At 72.9% G+C, this 21,985-nt stretch carries 19 protein-coding genes; 8 read left to right on the top strand and 11 right to left on the bottom strand.

What is annotated here, in order from left to right; translation table 11 throughout:
• The first annotated feature begins 24 nt into the window (after positions 1-24).
• From NDAS_RS17240 to NDAS_RS17250, 3 genes are read left to right on the top strand one after another with little or no spacing between them, the layout of a single operon-like run.
• On the top strand, positions 25-1,803 hold the full coding sequence (locus NDAS_RS17240; protein WP_013154489.1) for an ABC transporter permease: 1,779 nt from the start codon (positions 25-27) through the stop codon (positions 1,801-1,803).
• 38 nt (positions 1,804-1,841) lie between these two features.
• The gene (locus NDAS_RS17245) at positions 1,842-2,954 is read left to right on the top strand and encodes an ABC transporter ATP-binding protein (protein WP_041553217.1); all 1,113 of its coding nucleotides are present in this window, start codon (positions 1,842-1,844) and stop codon (positions 2,952-2,954) included.
• Positions 2,951-3,586 carry a histidine phosphatase family protein gene (locus NDAS_RS17250; RefSeq protein WP_013154491.1) on the top strand — a complete coding sequence of 212 codons (636 nt, stop codon included), beginning with the start codon at positions 2,951-2,953 and terminating at the stop codon, positions 3,584-3,586. The genes NDAS_RS17245 and NDAS_RS17250 overlap by 4 nt, the downstream gene beginning before the upstream one ends.
• A 274-nt stretch (positions 3,587-3,860) precedes the next feature.
• Here the strand turns inward: NDAS_RS17250 and argG are convergent, their stop codons facing one another.
• The gene (argG, locus tag NDAS_RS17255) at positions 3,861-5,309 is read right to left on the bottom strand and encodes an argininosuccinate synthase (protein ID WP_013154492.1); all 1,449 of its coding nucleotides are present in this window, start codon (positions 5,307-5,309) and stop codon (positions 3,861-3,863) included.
• A 241-nt stretch (positions 5,310-5,550) separates the two neighbouring features.
• On the opposite strand from argG, the gene NDAS_RS17260 reads away from it, so the two are divergent.
• The 3 genes from NDAS_RS17260 to NDAS_RS17270 all read left to right on the top strand — a co-directional run bounded on the left by NDAS_RS17260 (position 5,551) and on the right by NDAS_RS17270 (position 9,047).
• The gene (locus NDAS_RS17260; RefSeq protein ID WP_013154493.1) at positions 5,551-6,291 is read left to right on the top strand and encodes a class I SAM-dependent DNA methyltransferase; all 741 of its coding nucleotides are present in this window, start codon (positions 5,551-5,553) and stop codon (positions 6,289-6,291) included.
• 192 nt (positions 6,292-6,483) lie between these two features.
• The gene (locus NDAS_RS17265) at positions 6,484-6,891 is read left to right on the top strand and encodes a MerR family transcriptional regulator (RefSeq protein ID WP_013154494.1); all 408 of its coding nucleotides are present in this window, start codon (positions 6,484-6,486) and stop codon (positions 6,889-6,891) included.
• A 656-nt stretch (positions 6,892-7,547) separates the two neighbouring features.
• Complete coding sequence (locus NDAS_RS17270; protein WP_041552832.1) at positions 7,548-9,047, top strand: SulP family inorganic anion transporter; 1,500 nt, start codon at positions 7,548-7,550, stop codon at positions 9,045-9,047.
• 191 nt (positions 9,048-9,238) lie between these two features.
• On the opposite strand, the gene NDAS_RS17275 is transcribed toward NDAS_RS17270, so the two are convergent.
• From NDAS_RS17275 to NDAS_RS17290, 4 genes are all read right to left on the bottom strand, one after another.
• Positions 9,239-9,439 (bottom strand): ferredoxin, encoded by a 201-nt coding sequence (locus tag NDAS_RS17275; RefSeq protein ID WP_013154496.1) that lies wholly within the window; start codon positions 9,437-9,439, stop codon positions 9,239-9,241.
• Positions 9,436-10,128 carry a TetR/AcrR family transcriptional regulator gene (locus tag NDAS_RS17280; protein ID WP_013154497.1) on the bottom strand — a complete coding sequence of 231 codons (693 nt, stop codon included), beginning with the start codon at positions 10,126-10,128 and terminating at the stop codon, positions 9,436-9,438. Before NDAS_RS17280 ends, NDAS_RS17275 begins: the two co-directional genes overlap by 4 nt.
• Positions 10,122-11,342 carry a cytochrome P450 gene (locus NDAS_RS17285; RefSeq protein ID WP_013154498.1) on the bottom strand — a complete coding sequence of 407 codons (1,221 nt, stop codon included), beginning with the start codon at positions 11,340-11,342 and terminating at the stop codon, positions 10,122-10,124. Before NDAS_RS17285 ends, NDAS_RS17280 begins: the two co-directional genes overlap by 7 nt.
• Before the next feature lie 150 nt (positions 11,343-11,492).
• Positions 11,493-12,257, bottom strand: a complete 765-nt coding sequence (locus NDAS_RS17290; protein ID WP_013154499.1) for an SDR family NAD(P)-dependent oxidoreductase — start codon at positions 12,255-12,257, stop codon at positions 11,493-11,495.
• Between the two features lie 213 nt (positions 12,258-12,470).
• Here NDAS_RS17290 and NDAS_RS17295 point away from each other — a divergent pair, with 213 nt between their 5' ends.
• Entirely contained in the window at positions 12,471-13,106 is a 636-nt protein-coding gene (locus NDAS_RS17295; protein WP_041552833.1) for a TetR/AcrR family transcriptional regulator, read from the top strand.
• A gap of 282 nt (positions 13,107-13,388) precedes the next feature.
• Here NDAS_RS17295 and NDAS_RS17300 read toward each other — a convergent pair whose 3' ends face one another.
• The 4 genes from NDAS_RS17300 to NDAS_RS17315 form a co-directional block, all read right to left on the bottom strand.
• A complete protein-coding gene (locus NDAS_RS17300) occupies positions 13,389-15,692 on the bottom strand; it encodes a rhamnogalacturonan lyase (RefSeq protein WP_013154501.1) in 2,304 nt (767 codons plus the stop codon).
• Between the two features lie 463 nt (positions 15,693-16,155).
• Entirely contained in the window at positions 16,156-17,181 is a 1,026-nt protein-coding gene (locus NDAS_RS17305) for an NAD(P)-dependent alcohol dehydrogenase (protein ID WP_013154502.1), read from the bottom strand.
• Positions 17,178-17,993 carry an iron-sulfur cluster assembly protein gene (locus NDAS_RS17310; RefSeq protein WP_013154503.1) on the bottom strand — a complete coding sequence of 272 codons (816 nt, stop codon included), beginning with the start codon at positions 17,991-17,993 and terminating at the stop codon, positions 17,178-17,180. Before NDAS_RS17310 ends, NDAS_RS17305 begins: the two co-directional genes overlap by 4 nt.
• Position 17,994: 1 nt before the next feature.
• Positions 17,995-19,005, bottom strand: coding sequence for an amidohydrolase family protein (locus NDAS_RS17315; protein ID WP_013154504.1), 1,011 nt, complete (start codon positions 19,003-19,005; stop codon positions 17,995-17,997).
• A 157-nt stretch (positions 19,006-19,162) separates the two neighbouring features.
• On the opposite strand from NDAS_RS17315, the gene NDAS_RS17320 reads away from it, so the two are divergent.
• Entirely contained in the window at positions 19,163-20,695 is a 1,533-nt protein-coding gene (locus NDAS_RS17320; RefSeq protein WP_232051699.1) for a helix-turn-helix domain-containing protein, read from the top strand.
• A gap of 99 nt (positions 20,696-20,794) precedes the next feature.
• Here NDAS_RS17320 and NDAS_RS17325 read toward each other — a convergent pair whose 3' ends face one another.
• Positions 20,795-21,145 (bottom strand): hypothetical protein, encoded by a 351-nt coding sequence (locus tag NDAS_RS17325; protein WP_331999302.1) that lies wholly within the window; start codon positions 21,143-21,145, stop codon positions 20,795-20,797.
• Between the two features lie 153 nt (positions 21,146-21,298).
• Entirely contained in the window at positions 21,299-21,862 is a 564-nt protein-coding gene (locus NDAS_RS17330; RefSeq protein WP_013154507.1) for an ATP-binding protein, read from the bottom strand.
• Positions 21,863-21,985 lie beyond the last annotated feature (123 nt).

A 21,985-nucleotide genomic window follows, 5' to 3' on the forward strand; every position in this document is an offset into this window, starting at 1 on the left:
CTCCCACGCCGGCGAAAGGACACCATGACGACGGCACCCGCCCCCCGCCGCACCGCGGTCGGCACCACGGTGGCCCGTGCGCGCACGGCACTGAGGCAGCCCGCCGTGGTGCTGGGAGCCGGCACCCTGCTCGTACTGTCCGTCCTCGTGGTGGCGCCGCTCAGCGGGCTGGTCAACACGACCCTCCAGAACGGCAACCGCGAGGCGTGGGCGGACGTGTTCGCCAGCCCGATGTCGGAGAACCTCCTGTGGAGGCCGATGGGCAACTCGATCCTCATGGGGACCGCCACCGCCGTCTGCTCGACGGTGGTGGGCGGGTTCCTGGCCTGGGTGGTCGTGATGACCCGCATCCCGGGGCGCAGGACCCTGGGGCTGCTGGCGACGATCCCGTTCGCCCTGCCGAGCTTCGCCCTGGCGCTGGCGTGGGAGTCGGTCTTTCGCAACGACCTGATCGGCGGGTCCACCGGGATCCTGATGAACCTGGGCCTGGACGTCCCGGACTGGCTGGCCTGGGGACCCGTACCGATCGCCGCGACCCTGACGGCCCACTACTTCTCGCTGTCGTTCATGCTGGTCGCCGCGGCGCTGGCCAGCGTCAACGGCGACCTCATGGAGGCCGCCGAGATGACCGGGGCCTCCACGCTGCGGGTGGCCCGGGACATCGCCCTGCCGGTCGTGGCCCCGGCGATGATCTCCGGCGCGCTGCTCGCCTTCGCCGAGGGGGTCTCCAACTTCGTCTCGCCGGCCCTGCTCGGCCTGCCGGTGCGGTTCCACACGCTCTCCACCCGGCTGTACGGGGCGATCTCCACCGGTGACGTCGCGCGCGGGTACGTGCTCTCGATCGTGCTCATCGTCGTCGCCGCGATGATCATGTACGCCTCGACGCGCATCACCGGGGGCGGGCGCAGCTTCGCGACGATCACCGGCAAGGGCGGCCGCCGCCGGGGCGTGGACCTGGGCCCCTGGGGGTGGCCGGTGGCCGGGCTCGCCTGGCTGCTGGTCACGTGCACCACGGTCGTGCCCGGCCTCGTGCTCGTCCTGAGCTCGCTGACCGTGCGCACGAACGACTTCGCCTCCGGGCTGACCCTGCACTACTGGATCGGCGGCTCGGACCCGGCGCTCGCCCAGGGACAGCGGGGCGTCCTGAACAATCCGCAGATCCTGGAGGCCACCTGGAACACCGTCCTGCTCGGGGTGTGCGTGGCGGTCGGCGCCGGTGTGCTCGGGCTGCTCATCTCCTACGTCATCACCCGCTCCAACGGCCCGAGGTGGCTGGTGGGGACCATGAGCGTCACCTCGTTCGTGCCCTTCCTCATCCCCGGCATCGCGCTGGGCGCGGCCTTCATCGCGCAGTTCGGGGCGCCCATCGGCCCGCTCCCGAGCCTGTACGGGACGTTCGCGATCCTCGTGCTGGCCGGGATCGCGGCCACGATCCCGTTCTCCGTCCGGTCGGGCACCTCGGCCCTGAGCCAGGTGTCCAGGGACGTCGAGGAGTCCGCGGTGATGGCGGGGGCCGGGCTGACGCGCAGGATCGGCGCGGTCATCGCGCCGCTGACCGCGCGCGGCCTGTTCACCGGCGGGGTGCTGGTGTTCGTCCAGATGGTGCGCGACCTGTCCCTGGTCGTGCTGCTGGCGACCCCGGCGATGCCGGTGCTGGCCGTGCTCACCTACCAGTACTCCTCGGAGAACTTCACCCAGTTGGCCAACGCGGTCACCGTGGTCATCGCGGTGATCTCGGTCGCGGCAACCGTCATCGCGCGGCGCTTCGAGGGCGCCGCCCAGCCCTGGAACTCCCGATCATGACCCCGATGCCGCGCGCCCGGCAGGCCGAAAGGACCGACATGCGCTCCGAAACCTCCTCGGCCTCCCTGACCATCACCGACCTGCGCAAGGACTTCGGCGGCACCGCCGCCGTGGACGGCGTCTCGATCGAGGTCCCGGCGGGCTCCTTCCTCGTGCTGCTCGGACCGTCCGGCTGCGGGAAGACGACGACCCTGCGGATGCTCGCCGGACTGGAGAACCCCACCGGGGGCGAGATCCGGTTCGGCGACCGCGTCATCGCCCGCGGCGACGGGACCGAGATCGTGCCGCCCGCCGAGCGCGAGGCCGGTCTGGTCTTCCAGTCCTACGCGCTGTGGCCGCACAAGACCGTGCGCCAGAACATCGTCTGGCCGCTGACCGTGGCCAAGTGGTCCAAGGCCGACCGGCGGGCCCGCAGCGAGCAGGTGCTGTCGATGCTGTCGATCGAGGACCTGGCCGACCGCTACCCGGGGGAGATCAGCGGCGGCCAGCAGCAGCGGGTAGCGATCGCCCGCATGATCGCCCCGCAGCCCAAGGTGCTGCTCTTCGACGAACCGCTGTCCAACCTCGACGCGAAACTGCGGGTGGACACCCGGGGCGAGCTGATGCGCGTGCACCGGTCGACCGGCGCCACGAGCGTCTACGTCACGCACGACCAGGTGGAGGCGATGACGATGGCCACGCACATCGCGCTCATGAAGGACGGCCGGATCGAGCAGTTCGGCACGCCGCGGGAACTGCTGGAGTCGCCGCGCACCGCGTTCGCCGCGACGTTCGTCGGCACTCCCCCGGCCAACATCATCGAGTGCCGGGCCGGGGGCGGTCGGCTGTCGGCCCTGGGCGCCGACTGCGGCGCGGCTCCGGCGTCGGTCCCGGACGGAATCGTCCGGGCGATGTACCGGGCGGGTTCGCTCGGGATCGACCGCGACGCCTCCGCGCCCGGGTCCCTGGAGGCGGTCTTCGCCGACCAGGTGCCGATGGCCGACAGGTGGGTGGTGGGCGTGGACCTCGCCGACGGAACCCGGGTGAACATCTCCCGGGACACGCCGGTGGACCTGCGGCCCGGGGACGCGGCCGGTCTGCGGCTGCCCGAGGCGCCGGACGCCTACTTCGACGCGGCGGGTGACCGCCTGGACACCGGGGAGGCCCGATGACGCGGCTGATCCTGGTCCGCCACGGCGAGACCGAGTGGAACGGAGAGCGCCGCCTCCAGGGGCAGCAGGACATCGGGCTGTCGGAGGCCGGACGCCGCCAGGTCGCCGCGCTGGCGGAGACGGTCCGCTATCTGGACCCCGGCTACGTCGTCACCTCCGCGCTGCGCCGCACGCGGGAGACCGCCGAGGTCCTCGGGGTCAGCCCGCACGCGCGCGACCCCCGGCTCAACGAGGCCTACCTGGCCGGGTGGGAGGGGCGGTACTCGGCGCAGATCAAGGAGGAGGACGGCGGTGTGTACGCCGCGTGGCGCGCGGGGCGGTTCCATCCCCCGGGCGCGGAGAGCTTCGGCGAACTCACCGACCGGGTGGTCGAGGGGATCGGCGCCGCCGCCCGCCGGGCGCACGCCGACGGCCACGGGACGCTTCTGGCCGTCACCCACGGGGGGCCGGTGCGGGCCTTCCTCCTGGCCGCCGTCGGGCTCGACCCGGCGCGCACGGTGCCCAGCCACCCGGCCAGTCTGAGCATCCTGGACGTCGACCCCGGGGCCGCGTCCCTCACCGAACCGGGTGCGGCCAGGCTCCGGCTGTTCAACTACTCCCCGGCGATGTCGCCGCTGGACCCGCCGGACTGACAGGCGGGGCACCGGCCCACGGCGGCGCGGCCCGGCGGCTTCCGGCCGGGCGCCCGGTGCCGGATTCCCGCCCCGTGTCGGCTTCCGCGCGGGCCTGTCGGCTCGGAAGGGCCGGTCACCGCCGGGGCGGGAGCGCTCGTGCGGCGCTCCCGCCCCGGCCGCGGGTCGGTCCGGCGGGCCCTGCACACCGGTGCGCGGGCCGGAGGCCCGGATCAGCTCCGGGTCGAGGCCCGACCGGCCCCCGCGCACTGGCGCGCGGGCCGGGTCCGGATCCTCAGTCGTTGCCGGACTCCATCGCGGCGTGGTCGAGCAGGTCGTCGCTCTCGGGGGCCTGGCCGCGGGAGGCGATCGCCTCGGCGCCGCCCTCGGGCATCGCGCCGATGAGCCCGGTCGAGGCCGCCTGGGCGGCGCCGATCGACGTCGGGTGCGAGGTGCCGACCATGCCGACCCTGGAGTACTCCTCCAGCTTGGCGCGGGAGTCCGCGATGTCGAGGTTGCGCATGGTCAGCTGGCCGATGCGGTCGACCGGGCCGAACGCGGAGTCCTCGGTCCGCTCCATGGACAGCTTGTCCGGGTGGTAGCTGAACGCCGCCCCGGTGGTGTCCATGAGGGAGTAGTCCTCGCCGCGCCGCAGCCGCAGGGTCACCTCGCCGGTGACCGCCGTGCCCACCCAGCGCTGGAGGGCCTCGCGCAGCATCAGCGCCTGGGGCTCCAGCCAGCGGCCCTCGTAGAGCAGCCTGCCGAGCCGTCGGCCGTCGTTGTGGTAGCTGGCGAGGGTGTCCTCGTTGTGGACCGCGTTGACCAGCCGTTCGTAGGCCGCGTGCAGCAGCGCCATGCCCGGGGCCTCGTAGATGCCGCGGCTCTTGGCCTCGATGACGCGGTTCTCGATCTGGTCCGACATGCCCAGGCCGTGCCGGCCGCCGATGGCGTTGACCTCGTTGACCAGGTCGACGGCGGTGGCGAAGGTCTTGCCGTTGACGGTCACCGGGCGGCCCTGCTCGAAGCCGATCGTGACGTCCTCGGGGGTGATCTCGACCTCGGGGTCCCAGAACCGCACGCCCATGATGGGCTCGACGATCTCGATGCCGGTGTCGAGGTGTTCGAGCGCCTTGGCCTCGTGCGTGGCGCCCCAGATGTTGGCGTCGGTGGAGTAGGCCTTCTCGGTGCTGTCCCGGTAGGGCAGGCCGTGGGCCAGCAGCCACTCCGACATCTCCTTGCGGCCGCCGAGCTCGTTGACGAAGTCGGCGTCCAGCCACGGCTTGTAGATCCGCAGGGAGGGGTTGGCGAGCAGGCCGTAGCGGTAGAACCGCTCGATGTCGTTGCCCTTGAAGGTGGACCCGTCGCCCCAGATCTGCACGCCGTCCTCGAGCATCGCGCGCACCAGCAGGGTGCCCGTGACGGCCCGCCCGAGGGGGGTGGTGTTGAAGTAGGTGCGGCCGCCGGAGCGGATGTGGAAGGCTCCGCAGGCCAGCGCCGCGAAACCCTCCTCCACCAGCGCCTCCCGGCCGTCCACCAGGCGGGCGCCCTCGGCGCCGTAGGCGGTGGCGCGGCCGGGGACCGAGGCGATGTCGGGTTCGTCGTACTGGCCGATGTCGGCGGTGTAGGCGTACGGGACGGCGCCCTTGTCGCGCATCCACGCGACCGCCACCGAGGTGTCGAGGCCACCGGAGAAGGCGATACCGACGCGCTCGCCGACGGGGAGGGAAGTGAGTACCTTGGACATGGAAATAAGTATGCGCCCTTATGAATGAGCATGCAATCTGGGGGACCGCATGTCGGTGTGGGATAGATCCCTGACCTGGCGCGCGGGGCACCGGGGCCGGGGCCCGCTCCCCCCACCCTGCCCGGGACCGGGGCCGCCCGACCGGCGACGCGCCGGACGCTCCCGGGCGGTCGCGCCCCGCGCCCGCGGGGCCGCGGGAAAACCGCGTGCGCCCCGGGGGAGCGCGGGTTAGCGTTCCGGGATGAGCGCACGGGAGAACCACTTCGCGGAGAGCGTCGCGGCGACCTACGACGAGTCGTCGGCGGAGATGTTCGAGCCCGCCGTCCTGGATCCGGCCGTGGACCTCCTGGAGGAGCTGGCCGGTGGCGGCCGGGCCCTGGAGCTGGGGATCGGCACGGGGCGCGTCGCGCTGCCGCTGGCCCGCCGCGGGGTCGCGGTGCACGGCATCGACCTGTCCGAGGCGATGGTCGAACGGCTGCGGGCCAAGCCCGGCGGCGACGCGGTCGGGGTGACGGTCGGCGACTTCGCGACGACCCGGGTGGAGGGCGCGTTCTCCGTCGCCTACCTGGTCTTCAACACCATCATGAACCTGACCACGCAGGACGAGCAGGTGGCCTGTTTCCGCAACGCCGCCGACCACCTCGAACCCGGGGGTCACTTCGTCATCGAGGTCGGCGTCCCCGACCTGCGCAGACTTCCGGAGGGCCAGGACGCCGTGCCGTTCCACGTGGGTTCGAACCGGCTGGGGTTCGACGTCTACGACGTCGCCACGCAGGCGATGAGCTCGCACCACGTCACGGTCGCCGACGGGCGCGGCACGTACCGGTCGGTCCCCTTCCGGTACGTGTGGCCCGCCGAACTCGACCTGATGGCGCGGCTCGCCGGGATGCGCCTGCGCGACCGGTGGGACGGGTGGACCCGGGAGCCGTTCACCAGCGCCAGCCGCCAGCACGTCTCGGTCTGGGAGAAGCCCGTCGGCTGAACCCGGGGCGCGACCGGTCCGCCTGACGCGGGCGCACCGCGAGGTCCCGGTGTTCCCGCCGGACCGACAACGGCTTTACGGAGGGGGCGCGTTCGGCGGGGGGCCGGGTTCGCGGGGGGCCACCGCGCCCGACGGCGGGCCGCGCCCGCCGGAACCGACGTTAGAGTCGAGTGGACGAGAGGGGGTGCCGCGATGTCCGGGGCGCAGCACATGCAGATCGGCGAGGTCGCCGAGCGGACCGGCCTGTCCCTGCGCACGATCCGCTACTACGGCGAGGTCGGCCTGGTCGAGCCCTCCGCGCGCTCCCGCGGCGGCTTCCGGCTCTACACCGAGACGGACGTGGACCGCCTGAACCTCATCAAGCGGATGAAGCCGCTGGAGTTCAGCCTGGAGGAGACCCGCGAGCTGTTGGAGGCCGTCGACCGGCTGGGTTCGGCCGAGACCGGCCCCGAGGAGCGGCGGGCCCTGAGCGAGAGACTCGACGCCTTCGAGGCGGCCATCGTCGCCCGCTGCCAGGCCCTGCGCGACCAGTTGGCGATGGCCGAGGAGTTCGCCGAGCGGCTGCGCGAGCAGCGCGCCCGGGACGACGCCACCGCCTAGCGTCCGCCGGGGCCGAACGGCCAGCGTTCCGGGGCGGGAACCCGCTCCCCCCGGCCCCCGCATCGCGGGTCACCGCACACCGGCACCGCTCCGGGACGGAACCCGCGCCCCGCGCCCGAGCCGGGGACCGGGGCGTGCCGCCGCGGCCGTGGAACACGGCCGCCTTCGCTCCCGGGCGCGCGTCATGGACCGCGCCCCACCCCACCAGCCGCAGGCTGAAACCGCTCCCGCGGGACGCGGGCCACGGACACGGCCCCGCGGCCCCGACCGCACCCGCACCCGCACCCGCACCCGCACCGACGGTCACGGTGCGCCGCCACCAGTGGAGCGCCCACCCCTGCCCGGAGGAACAGCCGCACCCTTCCGTCGTGTGAGGGTTGTCTCAGTCGCCGCGAGCGAATCAGACTCTCACGTAAGAGTAGAGTTTTTCCGGGTCGTCACCCCGCACACGAGCGGAGGACCACCACACCCTCTTCCCGGCCCGGCCCAGGGGCACGGCCGGGCCCGCGGCGACGAAGCCGCGCCGGGGCGTCACCGACACCGCGCCGGATCCCCGTGCGCACCAGCGCACCCCCGCCTCACCCGGCGCGCGTCCGCGCCGTGCACGAACGCCTGACCCGACACCGCGGTCCTCGTTGTGGGCTGCCCGAAACCCGATGGGTGCCATGAAACTGCCCGTGAAGACCCCCAGGTCCCTCAAGGCCCGGATCCCCGCCGCCGCGCAGCTGCGCGCCGACGTGCTGGCCGGACTGGTCGTCGCCCTGGCCCTGATCCCCGAGGCCATCGCCTTCTCCCTCATCGCCGGGGTCGACCCCCGCGTGGGCCTGTACGCCTCCTTCGTGATGGCCGTGTCCATCGCCTTCCTGGGCGGGCGGCCCGCGATGATCTCCGCCGCCACCGGAGCGATGGCCCTGGTCGCGGCGCCGCTGTCGATGGAGCACGGCGTCGACCACCTGATCGCCGCCACCATCCTGGCCGGGCTCATCCAGGTCGCCCTGGGCCTGCTCGGGGTGGCCAGGCTGATGCGGTTCGTGCCGCCCAGCGTCATGACCGGGTTCATCAACGCCCTGGCCATCCTCATCTTCACGGCCCAGCTGCCCTACCTGGAGGGCGTGGGCGTGCCGATCTACGCCATGGTGGCCGTGGGCCTGGTCATCGTCTTCGGCCTGCCCCGCCTGACCAGGGCGGTCCCCGCGCCGCTGGTGGCCATCGTCGTGCTCACCGCGGCCGCGCTGGCCCTGGGCATCCCGGCGCAGACGGTCGGGGACATGGGCGAACTGCCCGACACCCTGCCCGTGCCGCTGATCCCGGACGTGCCCTACACGCTGGACACGCTGGTCCTGATCGCCCCCTACTCGCTGACCCTGGCCCTGGTGGGGCTGATGGAGTCGCTGATGACCGCCAAGGTCGTCGACGACCAGACCGAGACCGCCTCGAACCACGGCCGCGAGGCCCGCGGACAGGGCATCGCCAACGTGCTGGTCGGGTTCTTCGGCGGCATGGCCGGGTGCGCGATGATCGGCCAGACCATGATCAACGTCAAGTCCGGGGCCCGCACCCGCGTCTCGACCTTCCTGGCCGGCGTGTTCCTGATCATCCTGTGCGTGGCCCTGGGCGACCTGGTGGGCATGATCCCGGTCGCGGCGCTGGTCGCGGTGATGTTCTTCGTGGCCATCGTGACCTTCGACTGGCACAGCGTCGCCCCGGCCACCCTGAGGCGGATGCCCTGGACCGAGACCCTGGTCATGGTCATCACCGTCGCCGTGGTCGTGGCCACCCACAACCTGGCCCTGGGCGTGATCGTCGGGGTCGTGGTGTCCATGGTGCTCTTCGCCCGCCGGGCCGCCATGCAGGCCGACGTCACCAGCGTGCTCGACCCCGAGGGCGGCACCCGCGTGTACTCGGTCAACGGCGAGGTGTTCTTCGCCTCCACCGGCGAGCTGGTCAACCGGTTCGACTACACCGAACAGGGTCTGGAGAAGGCGGTGGTGGACATGTCCAACGCGCACGTGTGGGACTCCTCGGCCGTGGCCGCCCTGGACCAGGTCACCGAGCACTTCCGCAGGCACGGGGTGCGGGTGGAGATCACCGGCCTCAACGGGCCCAGCGCGCACCTGCACCGGGAGCTGTCCGGGACCCTCACCGGCGGCCACTGACCCGGGGCGCCGGGGGGGGTCCGCCGGAAGCGTGGCGGACCGCCCCCGTGTTTCCTCGGACCGTGCCCCGGCCGCGGCGGTGCCGGGGAAGGACGGGCACGGCCGGGCGGGACGGGTACGGCCGGGCGGGGCGGACGAGCCTGACCGGGCACGGCCGGTCGCGGGACGCGCACTCCCCCCGCCCGGCGCGGTCAGGCCTCCTCGTCCACGTGGATCGCTCCGGTGGGACAGACCTGCCCCGCCTCGCGCACAGCCGGGTACAGGTTCTCCGGCGGCCGTTCGGTGAGCAGTTCGACGATGCCGTCCTCCTCCCGCTGGTCGAACACCTCCGGGGCGAGCAGCACGCACTGACCGGCGCCGCAGCACCAGTCCTGGTCGACGGTCACCCTCATGGTCGCTCCTCCTTCGTCGTCGCGGCGTGGTCGTGCTCCTCGGCCGGGGTCGCGGGGGCGAGCCAGACCCCCGTGAGCGCGTCCACCAGTCCGGTCGCCGTGTCCTCCCAGCTGCACCGGGGCGTCGCCGTCTCCTCGGCGAGCGCGCGCTCGCGTTCGGCGCACGTGTGCACGATCAGGTGGCGGGTCATGTCCTCGCGTTCGGCGCGCACCCGCGGCGGCAGGTCGGGCAGGCTGGCGCGCAGGCCGAGGAGGACCCGCCCGAGCGGGGGCGAGGTGAGCGTCTCCTCGGTCATGATCACGCGCAGGCCCGGGTCGGTCATGACCTGCGCGGAGAAGCGGGCGAACCAGCTCGGGACGCCCAGGTCCGCGAGGTGCCGGGTCACCGGCCGGACCAGGCAGGCGATCCAGTCGCCCGCCCCGGCCGGGTCGCCCGCCTCCTCGACCGCCCGCGCCCACAGCGGTCCGAGCCGGTCGGTGTGCGTGCGCACGATCGCGCGCACGAGGTCGGTCCTGGTGCCGAAGTGGTAGCCGACCGCGGTGTTGTTGCCCTGACCGGCGGCCGCGCCGATGCCGCGGTTGGACACCGCGAACAGGCCGTGTTCGGCGAACAGGCGCTCCGCGGTGGACAGGATCAGCTCCCGGGTGGCGCCGGCCCGTTCGGTCCGCGTCCGCGGCACGGTCACCACCGGACCGGGACCTCGCGCAGTCCGCCCACGACCAGGCCGTCGAGTCGCCGCAGCTCCGCCGCGGGGACGGCCAGCTCCAGCGTGGGGAGTCTGCGCAGCAGCACGTCGAGCACGGCCTGGAGTTCGGTGCGGGCCAGCGCCTGCCCCAGGCACGAGTGCGCCCCGGCGCCGAAGCCCAGGTGCGGGTTGGGCACGCGCCCCAGGTCCATCTCGTCCGCGTTCTCGAACGCGCTCTCGTCCCTGTTGGCGGCGCCCATGCTGCACATGACGGTGGTCCCGGCGGGGACGGTGGCGCCGCCGATCTCGGTCTCCTCGGTGATGTAGCGCGGCAGGCCGAGCCCGGAGTTGGCGTCGAAGCGCAGCGCCTCCTCCACGGCGGAGCGCACCAGCGTCCGGTCGGCCAGCAGCCTCTCCCAGCGGCTCCGGTCGTCCAGCAGCATCGCCACCATCTTGCCGATCATGTTGGCGGTGGTCTCGTGCCCGGCGACCAGCAGGCCCATGCTGGTGGCGACCAGCGCGGAGGTGGGCAGGTCGTACCCGGCCTCGGCGGTCTCGGTGATCAGGGAGCTGATCAGGTCCTCGCGCGGCTCCGCCCGCTTGGCCTCGACGTGGCCGCCCATGTACGCGAGGAACTCGGCCTGGGCCCGGTCCATCTCCTCCTGGGTGTAGCGGGTGAGATTGAGCAGCGCGTCCGACCAGTGGGAGAAGCGGTCGCGGTCGGAGTCGGGCACACCGAGCATGTCGCAGATGACCCACACCGGCAGGGGGAAGCCCAGGTCCGCCCTGAGGTCGGCCGGGTGGCCGCGCTCGACCATGCCGTCGACGAGCTGGTCGGCCATGGCCTCGATGCCGGGCCGCAGCGCGTTCATGCGCCTGGCGGTGAACCACTTGCCGACCAGCCGCCGCCACTGCCGGTGCTCCTCCCCGCTGTCGGGGACCGCCGCCGCCAGGTCGCTGTTGAACACGCCGCCCGTCGCGCTGGCCGAGACCCGGGCCGCGTCCTCGGCGTCGAGCCGCCGGGTGAAGCGCGGGTCGGAGAGCACCCGCCTGACGTCCTCGTAGCGGGTGACCACCTCCGCCCGGTCGCCGCTGGGCAGCCGTACCCCGGCGACGGGGCACCGCCGCCTCAGCTCGGCCCACTCGGCGGGCGGCTCCAGCGCCTCCGGGCCGGGGAAGGGGTAGTCCATCAGCGATTCGGTCCCGTCGGCACCCACAGCCCTCACTCCTCTGCGTCAGCGGCGTGTACACGTACAGTGAACGTCTGCCGCGGCGTTGAGTCAAGCGACTGACTTAAGAAGTGGGGCATAGGCGTCGGGGCGGCCGCCGTCGCGGTCCCGGGGCCGGGTCCGCGCGCGGTCGCCTCCTCAGACGGCCGACCAGCCGTTGTCCACCGGCAGCACCGCGCCGCTGATGCTGCTCGCCGCGTCGGAGGCCAGGAAGACGACGGCGGCGGCCAGTTCCTCGGCCCGCGCCACGCGGCCCATGTTGGACATGAAGGTGCCGAGGGTGGTCGGGCCGTGGGGCGCGGAGGCGACGTCGACGGTGATCGAGGTGGCCGTGCCACCCGGGGCGACGGCGTTGACCCTGATCCCCTTGTCGCGGTACATGACCGCGGTGGACTTGACCAGGCCGACCACGCCGTGCTTGGAGGCGGTGTAGGCGGCCCCGGCGGCGCTGCCGCGCAGGGAGGCCTCCGATGCGGTGAAGACGACCGATCCCCGGCCCTGCTCCGCCATCAGGGGCAGGACGGCGCGGGTGAGCAGGAAGGGCGCGGTCAGGTTCACCCGCAGGAGCCGCTCCCAGACCGCGTCGGTGACGTCGGCGGTGGCGGACATGTCGTCCATGATCCCGGCGTTGTTGACCAGGACGTCGACACCGCCGAGGCGTTCGACGGCCGTGGCGACGACCTGGTCCACGACCTCCTGGCTGCTGAGGTCGCCGACCACGGTCTCGGCGGTGCCCCCGACCGCGCGGACCTCCTCGGCCGCCTCCCGCGCGGTGTCGGCGTTGAGGTCGGCGATCAGGACCCCGGCGCCCTCCTCGGCGAAGCGCAGCGCGCTCGCGCGGCCGATGCCGGAGCCGCCTCCGGTGACGATGACGTTCTTGTCCTTCAGGCCCAGGCCGGTCATGGGAAGCCCTCTCGTTGCCGCTGGTGGCGGCCGCGGCGGCCGCTTTTGTCACTGTAGGACTTTTTGTCGCTCAGAGACAAATATTGTTCTGCCTGGTCCGGACGTCAGTAGAGTGGACACGCCCAGACGCCGCGGACACGGGAGGGGGCGGTCGTGCCGGGAACACCGTCCGCGCAGACGCCCCGCGCACCCTCGGGGCGGGGCCGCCCGCCCATGACCGAGCGGCGCAGGGAGATCGTGCGCACGGAGATCGCGCGCGCGGCCGTGCGGCTGTTCACCGAGAACGGGGTGTCGGGCACCACGGGCGACGACATCGCGCACGCGCTCGGCATCTCCACCAGGACGCTGTGGCGCTACTTCCCCAGCAAGGAGAGCTGCGTCCGGCCGCTGCTGACGACGGGCCTGGAACACATGGCCGAACGCCTGCGCGCCTGCCCTCCCGGGGTCCCCCTCCTGGAGTACCTGGAGCGGGAGCGGTTCTTCGACGGCGAGCCGCAGGTCGTGGAGGGGCCCGTAGCAGACCTCATCCGGATGACCCGCACCGAACCGGCGCTCATGGCGGTGTGGCTGGAGGTCCACCACGCCGCCGAGTCCGTCTTCGCCCGGATCATCGCCGACCGCACCGGCGAGTCCCCCGACAGCCTGCCCGTCCGCGTCCAGGCGGCCACCCTCAACTCGGCGCTGCGCCTGGCCGCCGAGGAGCGGGCGCGCCTGGGGGACGACGGGCGCGGCCTTCCGCCGGAGGGAGTGGGGCCGCTGCTGCGCACCGCGCTGACCACCGCGGCCCGCGGCCTGACCGCCTTCGGGCACGGCGGCGGCGACGAGCGCGGGGACGCTCCCCCGGACTGAGGGTCTGTGTGCCGATCCCGGTCGCCGCCAGCACGGGGACGCGCTCTCAGACTGAGGGTGTCCGCGCCGACCCCGGCCGCCGCTACTGCCGGTGCGGGGACGATGCCCTCGAAGGCACGATGGTTCCGGGAGGCCGCCCCTCTCCCGCCGCGCCCGGTGCGGCTGCGGCGTGCGGCGGAGCGGATCGGGTCGAACCGGTACCGCCTGTGGACACGCACCCCAGCACCCGGATGCGAACGTGCCCCGGACGGCCGGGCCGCCGGGGCACGCGCCTGCCCGCTCCTACTCCGGGTAGACGGCTTCGGGAACCTCCACCCGCGCCCAGTCGGTGTCCGCGCCCAGGTGGAAGGACGTGTACGCGGGCTGGTTGTAGCCGGTCTGCTGCCGGGCCACGTCCACCCGGTACTGCGGGTCGTGCATAAGGGTGTGCAACCGGTGTCCGGTCACCTCGGGGCTGGTGAGGATGCGCAGCGCTCCGCTGTCGCGCGTGCGCAGGACCAGCTCCTCGCGCCAGTCGCCGAGCACGTCCGCGACCAGGGCGGGGTTGCCCTTCGTCCCGTTGTTGGTGAGCGTGCCCTGGGCGGTGAGCAGGGTGCCGCGCCGCCAGTCCTCGATCCTCGGGTCCTCGGTACCCTCGACGATCTGCGTGGTCATGTCGGCGGACCAGCGGATGCTCATGTTCGTCCCGGGGGTGCGGTCGCCCAGGAACTCGCCGTCCGCGCTCCACAGGCCCGCCTCGCCCCCGCCTCCGGGCGGCATCGAGGACCACGCCTCCAGACCGGGGACGTCCGGATCGACGTCGCCGACCATGCCCCGGCCGGTGTCGGTGCCCGTGTACCCGCCGAACAGCACCTCGCCGGTGGCGGCGTCGCGCATCGCGAACCCGTACGGCGCGCTCGCGCCGCCCTCGTGCACGGTCCAGATCTCCAGGCCCTCGCGCTCCGGGTCGAGGTCGCCCACGTGCATCGCGTCGCCGTGCCCGAGCTTGGCCGTCTCGCCCTCGATGGCGCTCCCGGGCGGCCCCTCGGCGTGCGAGGAGTACAGCAGCGACCCGTCGTCGTCCAGGGTCGCGGAGCCGTAGACGATCTCCTGGCGTCCGTCGGCGTCCACGTCGGCCACGCCGAAGGAGTGGAAGCCCTGACCGGCCAGCGTGCCCATGTCGGGATCGGAGCCCCGACCGCCGTGCGGTGAGGCGTCGAACGGGTTGTCCATCGGCACGTGCCCGCTGTCCGCGATCCAGCGCGTGCTGATGTCCTCCCCGTCGAAGTCGTAGGCGGCCACGGCCGAGCGCGTGTAGTAGCCCCGGGCGAACACCGCCGACGGGTTCCGTCCGTCCAGATAGGCCACGCCGGACAGCAGCCGGTCCACCCGGTTGGCGGGTTCGATGCGCGCCATCGCGTAGTCGCCCCACATCAGGCCGTCGTCGCCCCGGCCCGGTTCGTAGCGGACGGTGTCCAGCTCCGCGCCGGTCCGGCCGTCGAACACCGTCAGGTACTCGGGGCCGTCCACGACGAAGCCCTCGAACTCGCGCAGCTCGTTGCGCGCGCTGCGCGAGGGCGCGTACTCGTCGAGGAAGAAGTCCGCGAGGGCCCCGGCGTCCGCCTCGCTCAGGGGGTAGTCGTACCGGGGTTGCTCACCGAAGGCCTCCTCCAGGGTGGCGGGCCAGTTCCCGGCCACCACCTCGGGGTGCCCGTGCCAGCCCCGGAACACCTCCACGACGTGCTCGCGGTAGTCCTCGGCGCTCATCCGGTAGTCGTCACCGTGATCGACCCCGGCCTCGACGTCCTCGTCCGGCAGGGTGATGTGGTCCCCGGCCGCTCCGCCGTCCCCGTCGAAGGTCAGCGTCCGGGTGCCCGGGGCGGTCTTGAGCATGATCTCCGAACGGCCGTCGCCGTCGAGGTCGTAGACGACGAACTGCGTGTAGTGCGCGCCCGAGCGGATGTTGACGCCCAGGTCGATGCGGTGCAGCAGCTCGCCGTCCAGGGTGTAGGTGTCCACGTACGTCGGACCGGTGTAGCCCCGCTGCGAGACGTCCTTGGAGTTGGTGGGGTCCCACTTGACCACGAACTCGTACCGCCCGTCGCCGTCCACGTCGCCGACGCTGACGTCGTTGGCGGTGTAGTCGTACTCCTCCCCCGCCGGGGTGGTGCCGCCCTCGGGCTTCTGGAGCGGCAGGTCGTGGTGCCCCTCGGCCCACACGGAGGCCTCGCCCTCGGGGCCGACGCCGGGTCTCCCCCGGGGGACGGGGACCACCCGGTACTCGGAGTCGGCGCCGCCCTCCCCGTCCAGGAAGTTGGTGCTGTCGCGCACGATGGCGATGACGTCACCGTCCCGGTACACCCGGAACTGCGGGCCCCGGAGCCCGGAGTCGGTGTGTCCGCCGACCTCGGAGGCCAGCAGGCGCCAGCTCAGGAAAACGCCTTCCGGGGTGTCGACCGCGACCAGACCGCGATCCAGCCGTTCGAGCTGGACGCCGGAACCGGTGTCCGGCTCGGCCAGGGCAGTGGCACTCGCGGCCATCACCAGGGCACATACGCCCGCGAGCAGCGGACTCGTTCTTCGGACGGAACGCGGGGGGATCCCCATGGGCACGCCTCCTTGAACAGCGGGGTGACCCACGTTACAAGGCAAGCGCTTTCCGACCAAGGCCCCCACCGAGGGGGCCGCCGCTGCGCCGGGGACACACACCCGCGCACGACCGGGGCCGCACCCGCCTGTGCCAGGCCACCGCCCGCGACCGGGACCACCTCTCCACCGGGAGGCCCCGCCCGCACCGGGACACCCGGCTCGCGATCCGAACGCCCTGACCTCAACCGGGACCGCCTCCCGGGCCGGGACACACCGCCGCGCACCGGCGACACGCACCGGCGGCACGCGAACGGGCGCGGCTGGCACGCCGGACCTCCCCTTCCGCCCTCCGGCGGAGGCGGTGTCCGTCCCCTCGACGCGGACCGCCCCTCACCTCGGGCGGACCCGGCGTGCCGCCGCGGGCCCGACCGGACCCGTGGGCCCGGCCGGGCGCTCCCTCCCGGCGTGGTCGAAGATCCCCCTACGGGACGAGGATCGCGCGGCCTCGGATCCGCCCGGCGTCGAGGTCGTCCAGCGCGTCCTGGAAGCGGTCGAGCGGGTACTTGCTGGTGTGCAGCCGCACGTGTCCCCGCGCCGCCAGCACCATCAGCTCGCACAGGTCGTTGTAGGAGCCGACGAGGTTGCCGACGAAGTTGATCTCCGCCGAGATGACGTCGATCGTCGGCACATCGATGTTCTCGCCGTACCCGACGACGTGGTAGTCCCCGGCACGGCGCAGGAACCGCACCCCGTCCGAGGTCGCCCCGCCCTCCCCCACGAAGTCGATGACGGTCTCGGCGCCGTGGCCGCCGGTGAGTTCGAGGACCTGCTCGACCTGCGTGCCGTCCGCGACCACTCCGTGGTCCGCGCCGATCGAGGTGGCCAGGGCGACCGCGTCGGCGTTGCGGTCCACCGCGATGATCTCGGCCGCGGTGATCGCCTTGAGCACCTGGATGCCGATGTGCCCGAGGCCCCCGGCGCCGATCACCGCGCAGCGGTCGCCGGGACGCAGGCGGCGCGCGGCCTTGGCCGCCGCGTGGTAGGCGGTCAGCCCGGCGTCGGCGAGCGCGGCCACGTCGGAGGGTTCGAGGGAGTCGTCGATGCGCACCACGCTGCGCGCGGAGGTCTTGAGGTACTCGGCGTAGCCCCCGGCCGTGTCGATGCCGGGGAAGAGGTTGTTCTCGCAGTGGACGTCGTCACCGGAGCGGCAGGCCCGGCACAGGCCGCAGGTGATCAGCGGGTGCACGATGACCTTGTCGCCCTCGGAGACGTTGGTGACGCCGCTGCCCACGGCGTGCACCCAGCCCGCGTTCTCGTGGCCGATCGTGTAGGGCAGGGTGACACCGGACTTCTGGGCCCACTGCCCCTCCAGGATGTGGATGTCGGTGCGGCAGACTCCGGCGCCGCCGATCCTGACGATGACGTCGAAGGGACCGGTGACCTCCGGGGCGGGCACCTCCTCCATGCGCGGGTTCTGGCCGTAGCCGACGACCTGGACTGCCTTCATGACTGCCTCGCTTGAACGGTGAGCGGAAGTGTGTGGGCGGGCGGGGCCTGGTCGGCCTCCGACCCGGGGTAGCGGGTGCGCAGCAGCCCGCGGCAGAAGTGCGAGTTGCCCTCGATGGAGATCCGGGTGGAGCGGGCGAACCTCAGCCGCAGCGGGACCTCCTCGCGGGGGAAGGGGTCGCCGTGGTCGTCCACGAGCACACGCGCGGACGGGTCGCAGTTCAGCCCGAGCGCCGCGCGGCGCCGCAGCAGCGCCCGCCCCGCCCGGTCGTCGGGCAGGTCGGCGAGGGTGAGGTCGTGCAGGTCCTCCTCGGCCAGGCCGGGGTCCGCGCGCAGCAGCAGGGTCAGCGCCCGCTCCATCGCGGCGGCGTGGGCCTTGCGCCGGAAGACCAGGCGCAGCTCCTCCAGGTCCTCGCGGGCCTCGTCCCCGAACGTGCCGCGGTAGCCCGCGTCCGCGGCCAGGCCGCGGTTGATCCTCTCCGAGTCGTGGTGGTCGTCGAGGAGGACCGCGACCTCCCGTACGCCGGACAGGTCGGTGAGCACGTCCTTGGCGTCGGAGGCCATGAGGTAGGCGAAGTTGGGCGCGCAGAACGAGGTGGGCAGCCGCAGGTGGACGGTGAGCGCGCCGCCGTCGGCCCTGACCGAACGGACGAAGCCCAGGTCGGTGACGGGCTCGTCCAGCTCTGGGTCGTACACCGCGTCCAGCGCCCGCAGCGCCGCGAGTTCCAGTTCGGCGTCCTGCGGAGTGCCGGGTTCGGAGGCCGTGTGCGCGGTTTCCGGGCGCTCCAGTGCGGCGTGTCCGGGCGGGCGCATGTCAGACCACCGCCTTGGCGTCGGCCTCGGCCGTCAGACCCAGCCCCTGCGGCACCTCGATGCCGTACATCGCGGCCGCGTTGAGCCCGAGGATCTTCTTCTTCTGGTCCACGGTGACCGGCGCGTACTCGGTCATGTCCTCGGGGATCTGGAAGTCCACGAACTTCTCCACCAGCCAGCGCGGGGTCCACAGGGCGTAGTCGCTGGAGAACTGGATGCGGTCCTCGTCCAGCCAGTACAGCAGCTCTCCGAGGATCTGCGCGAAGTAGCGCGGCCGCGTGTGGATGAAGGGGATCGCCACCGCCAGGCCCGCGTGCACGTTGGGCTCCTGGGTCGCGATCCAGCAGAAGTCCTCCAGGCGGGGCAGCCCGCAGTGCTCCACCACGAAGTTGAGGTCGGGGAAGTCGGTCGCCGCGTGGTCCACGTCGGCCACGTCGAAGGCGTCGCGGTCCAGCGGCCGGATCGTGGGCCCCTTGTGGACGTGGATGTTGCGGATCCCGAGTTCCTGGCAGGTCTCCAGGTAGCGGTAGGTCCACGGGTCGTCCAGCTTGTACCCGCGCGAGCCCTCCTTCCACTCGGCGGTGTAGAGCTTGACCCCCTGGAGCCCGAACCGCTCGGCGTCGCGGCGCAGCCACTCCAGCCCCTCCTCCTCGAAGCGCGGGTCCCAGCAGTGGTTGTAGGTGAGCTTGTCGGGGTGGGCCTGGGTGAGCGCGAAGGCCTCCTCGGCCTGCCCGAACCCGTTGCGGTAGAAGGCGCCGAGGTGGGCGGGCTGGAAGATGGCGTGGTCGACGTAGCCGTCGGTGAACAGGTCGCGCATCAGGCGCTCGCCGCCGTAGTAGAGGAAGTCCTCGTACGGCCACAGCTCCGACTCCGGGCCGAGGTTGCGGTGGTAGTCGTAGAAGCAGTCGATGAACTGCTTGCCGTGGATGTTGAGCTGGTTCTCGGGACGCGCGTCCCACAGGGCCACGTGCGCGTCCACGACGAAGTAGTTCTCGCCGTCCTTGCTGTACATGCTTCCTCCCACGGGGCCGGGTCGAGTCGGCCGTTTCGCTGGAAGACTAGGGAGACGTACGCAACTCTGGCCTGTGTCGCGTGTCTCAGTTTGAGACAGCCGCTCCGAGGGCTCCGGGACACGGACGAGTAACCTGTCCGTCACGCGGCCCGGGCGGGTGTACCGACCGTCCGTCCAGGTCGCGGCCGCAGAACCCCTGGAGGCCGACGTGCACGACCGGACGTGTTCACCGCCCAGACACGCACCCACCGACACCGCCGGACGGACACCGGTGAAAGCCCCGCGGTTGCGCGCCTCGTGGCGGCGCAGCGAGCACTACGGCGTCTCCGCCGAACGGGTGGAGCCCGCGTTCACCGGTTCCGTGGACACGGAGTCGCTGTTCTACGAGTGCGGCAACGAGGTCCTGCGGGGTATCCAGCGGACCATCGCCAACGAACCGGTGAGCCTGATGATCACCGACAGCGAGGGGCTGGTGCTGAGCAGGCTCGCCAACGACGCGGCGATCCTGCACTCGCTGGACCGGGTCCACCTCGCCCCCGGGTTCTCCTACGCCGAACGCGACGCGGGCACCAACGGCCTCGGGCTGGCCCTGGCCGACCGCGCGCCGTCGCTGGTCAGGGCGGAGGAGCACTACTGCACGGGGCTGCGCGGGTACACCTGCGCCGCCGCTCCGGTCCTGGACCCGTCCGACGGCACGCTGGTCGGCAGCGTCAACCTGACCACCTGGTCGGAGTCCTCGTCGGCCCTGCTGCTGGCGCTGGCCCAGTCCGCCGCGCAGAGCACGTCCGCGCTCATGCTCGCCCGGGGCACGGGACGCCGGGTCCAGCCCGCGCCCAGGGGCGCGGTGTTCCGCTTCCGCGCCGCCGGCGGCGGACAGGCCGACGCCTGCGCGTCGCGGCTCTGGCGCGGCGCCGTCGCCGAGGCCCGCGAGGCGGTGGGCGGGCGGACGCTGGCGGTCGTGGGCGAGCCGGGTTCGGGCCGGACCTCCCTGGCCTCGCTCGCGCGGCGGCAGGTCAGCGCACGGGAGAGGGTGCTCAACGCCCGTCCGCCCGCCCCGGAGGACGTGGACTCCTGGCTCACGCTCTGGACCCCCGAGCTGGCCAAGGACGACACGTGCGTGATCGTGTCCGGGGTGGAGGCGCTTCCGGCGTGGGGCGCGAGCGAGCTGGCCCGGCTGCTGGCCGGGGCGCGGCGCGCGGGTGGGCGCCCCCAGCCCTTCGTGGTCACGGGACGGAGCTTCGACGCTCTCCCGGAGGCGCTGCGGGAGCTGGTGGACACGGTGGTCGAGGCCCCCGCCCTGCGCCGCCGCCCGGAGGACGTGCTGCCGCTCGCGCGGCACTTCGCGCAGGGGGCCCGGGGGCGGGCGATCGGCCTCACCCCGGCGGCCTCCCGCGCGCTCACCGACTACCACTGGCCGGGCAACGCCACCGAGCTGAAGCGGGCGGTGTGCGACGCGGCGCAGCGCGCGGACGTGGTCGACGTGCACCACCTGCCCGCCGAGGTCTTCCGCAGCAACGGCGGGCGCCGCCTCAGCCGTATCCAGGCCGTGGAACGCGACGAGATCGTCCGCTGCCTGACCGCTCCGGGCGCGACCGTCGTCGGGGCCGCCGCCGAGCTGGGGATGGGACGGGCGACCGTCTACCGCAAGATGCGCCAGTACAACATCCGGATGCCCCACCAGCAGGAGTAGGCGGGTGTCCGGGCGTGGTCGCTCCGGCGGGAACCAACTCTGAGTCACGGGTGGGCCGGAACCGCTGGCGGCGGTTCCGGCCCGAGGTGGGAGGGCCGGTCAGGCCGGTACGGGAGTGCCGGTCTCGACGGCCAGGGCGGGCGGCATGAACGGGGCGTTGTGCGGCCACAGGGCCAGGAGGAGGGCGTCAGCGTTCGCGGCTTCGAGGAGTCCGGCGGGGGTGACCGCCCAGAAGGACTGGGTGGCCTCGCCGTAGTAGACGATCAGGTGGCGGTGCCGGGCCTGGATCGCGGCGGCTTGGGCGTGCTCGCGGGCGAACTCGGATCGGTGGCCGCCCAGACGGGGCAGGCGCTGGGCGCGGCGGACGCGGCACGAGGGGTGCGCACAGTGCGGGCAGACCGGGCCGACGAGCGGGGTGCGGCGCGGGAGCGGCGGGACGAGCCGGGGCATCGGTCGAACATCGTCCGAACGGCGGGGCGAGGGGATAGGGTTCTGCATCAGATCCTCTTTTTCCTTACTTATGCACGGTTGGGTTTTCGGGGGTTCAGGGCCCGGGAGAAGCGTTGGCGCGCTCTCCTGGGCCCGTCTCATGTCGGCGGCATGTCAGTCGTCGGTGTGGATGTTCCAGCGGCTTCCGGTGAGGTCGTAGGCCAGCGAGAACCACACCGTGCGGTAGTGGGCGTTGCCGTTGTCGCCCCAGGCGGTGGCGAAGGCGTTGACCATGGCCAGGCCCCGGCCCGATTCGGCGTCCAAGTTGAGGCCGTTCTTCTTGGGCTCCAGGCGGGAGTCCTTGTCGCGCAGGCCGCCCCGGTCGCGGCAGGCCAGATGCAGCCCGGTGCGGTGACGGTGGACGAGAAGGGTGTAGCTGCCGCCGGGTCGGCCGGAGAGGCTGTGCCGGATCGAGTTGTTGGCCAGCTCCGATCCCAGCAGCGTGAACAGGTAGCGGTAGTCGGTGCCCCGTTCGGCGGCGCAGGTGTCCAGGAACGCACGGACCAGCGGCATCACGGCCGGGGTTCCGGCGAAGTCGTAGCGGCGCATGCGGTAGTTGGGCCGCTCGGGCTGCCGGGTGAAGTAGTGGCGGTGGACCGGTCGGATGAAGCTGGTCAGTGGGACCGTGGCTTCTCCCAGCGCGGGCACGGGCATCGGGGCGTGGGCTTTCGCGGGCATGACGAACACACTCCTTGGCGTGAGCAGGGGTTTCGTGGTGCCCGTTGGAGGAGTCTCACGGATGCCGTGATGCGCGGAACGGGCAGGGCGTAGCCTGACCGGCATGAACCCTCCGTGATCCAC

The organism is Nocardiopsis dassonvillei subsp. dassonvillei DSM 43111, assembly GCF_000092985.1.
Taxonomy (GTDB): domain Bacteria; phylum Actinomycetota; class Actinomycetes; order Streptosporangiales; family Streptosporangiaceae; genus Nocardiopsis; species Nocardiopsis dassonvillei.

Bases quoted from the DNA above. Each gene is read 5' to 3' on its own strand.
- NDAS_RS17240 (WP_013154489.1), top strand. From the start codon at position 25: ATGACGACGGCACCCGCCCCCCGCCGCACCGCGGTCGGCACCACGGTG.
- NDAS_RS17300 (WP_013154501.1), bottom strand. From the start codon at position 15,692: ATGGGGATCCCCCCGCGTTCCGTCCGAAGAACGAGTCCGCTGCTCGCG.
- NDAS_RS17275 (WP_013154496.1), bottom strand. From the start codon at position 9,439: ATGAGGGTGACCGTCGACCAGGACTGGTGCTGCGGCGCCGGTCAGTGC.
- NDAS_RS17330 (WP_013154507.1), bottom strand. From the start codon at position 21,862: ATGCCCGCGAAAGCCCACGCCCCGATGCCCGTGCCCGCGCTGGGAGAA.
- NDAS_RS17315 (WP_013154504.1), bottom strand. From the start codon at position 19,005: ATGTACAGCAAGGACGGCGAGAACTACTTCGTCGTGGACGCGCACGTG.
- NDAS_RS17310 (WP_013154503.1), bottom strand. From the start codon at position 17,993: ATGCGCCCGCCCGGACACGCCGCACTGGAGCGCCCGGAAACCGCGCAC.
- NDAS_RS17250 (WP_013154491.1), top strand. From the start codon at position 2,951: ATGACGCGGCTGATCCTGGTCCGCCACGGCGAGACCGAGTGGAACGGA.
- NDAS_RS17265 (WP_013154494.1), top strand. From the start codon at position 6,484: ATGTCCGGGGCGCAGCACATGCAGATCGGCGAGGTCGCCGAGCGGACC.
- NDAS_RS17305 (WP_013154502.1), bottom strand. From the start codon at position 17,181: ATGAAGGCAGTCCAGGTCGTCGGCTACGGCCAGAACCCGCGCATGGAG.
- NDAS_RS17290 (WP_013154499.1), bottom strand. From the start codon at position 12,257: ATGACCGGCCTGGGCCTGAAGGACAAGAACGTCATCGTCACCGGAGGC.
- NDAS_RS17325 (WP_331999302.1), bottom strand. From the start codon at position 21,145: ATGCCCCGGCTCGTCCCGCCGCTCCCGCGCCGCACCCCGCTCGTCGGC.
- NDAS_RS17295 (WP_041552833.1), top strand. From the start codon at position 12,471: ATGACCGAGCGGCGCAGGGAGATCGTGCGCACGGAGATCGCGCGCGCG.
- NDAS_RS17270 (WP_041552832.1), top strand. From the start codon at position 7,548: ATGGGTGCCATGAAACTGCCCGTGAAGACCCCCAGGTCCCTCAAGGCC.
- NDAS_RS17260 (WP_013154493.1), top strand. From the start codon at position 5,551: ATGAGCGCACGGGAGAACCACTTCGCGGAGAGCGTCGCGGCGACCTAC.
- argG (WP_013154492.1), bottom strand. From the start codon at position 5,309: ATGTCCAAGGTACTCACTTCCCTCCCCGTCGGCGAGCGCGTCGGTATC.
- NDAS_RS17245 (WP_041553217.1), top strand. From the start codon at position 1,842: ATGCGCTCCGAAACCTCCTCGGCCTCCCTGACCATCACCGACCTGCGC.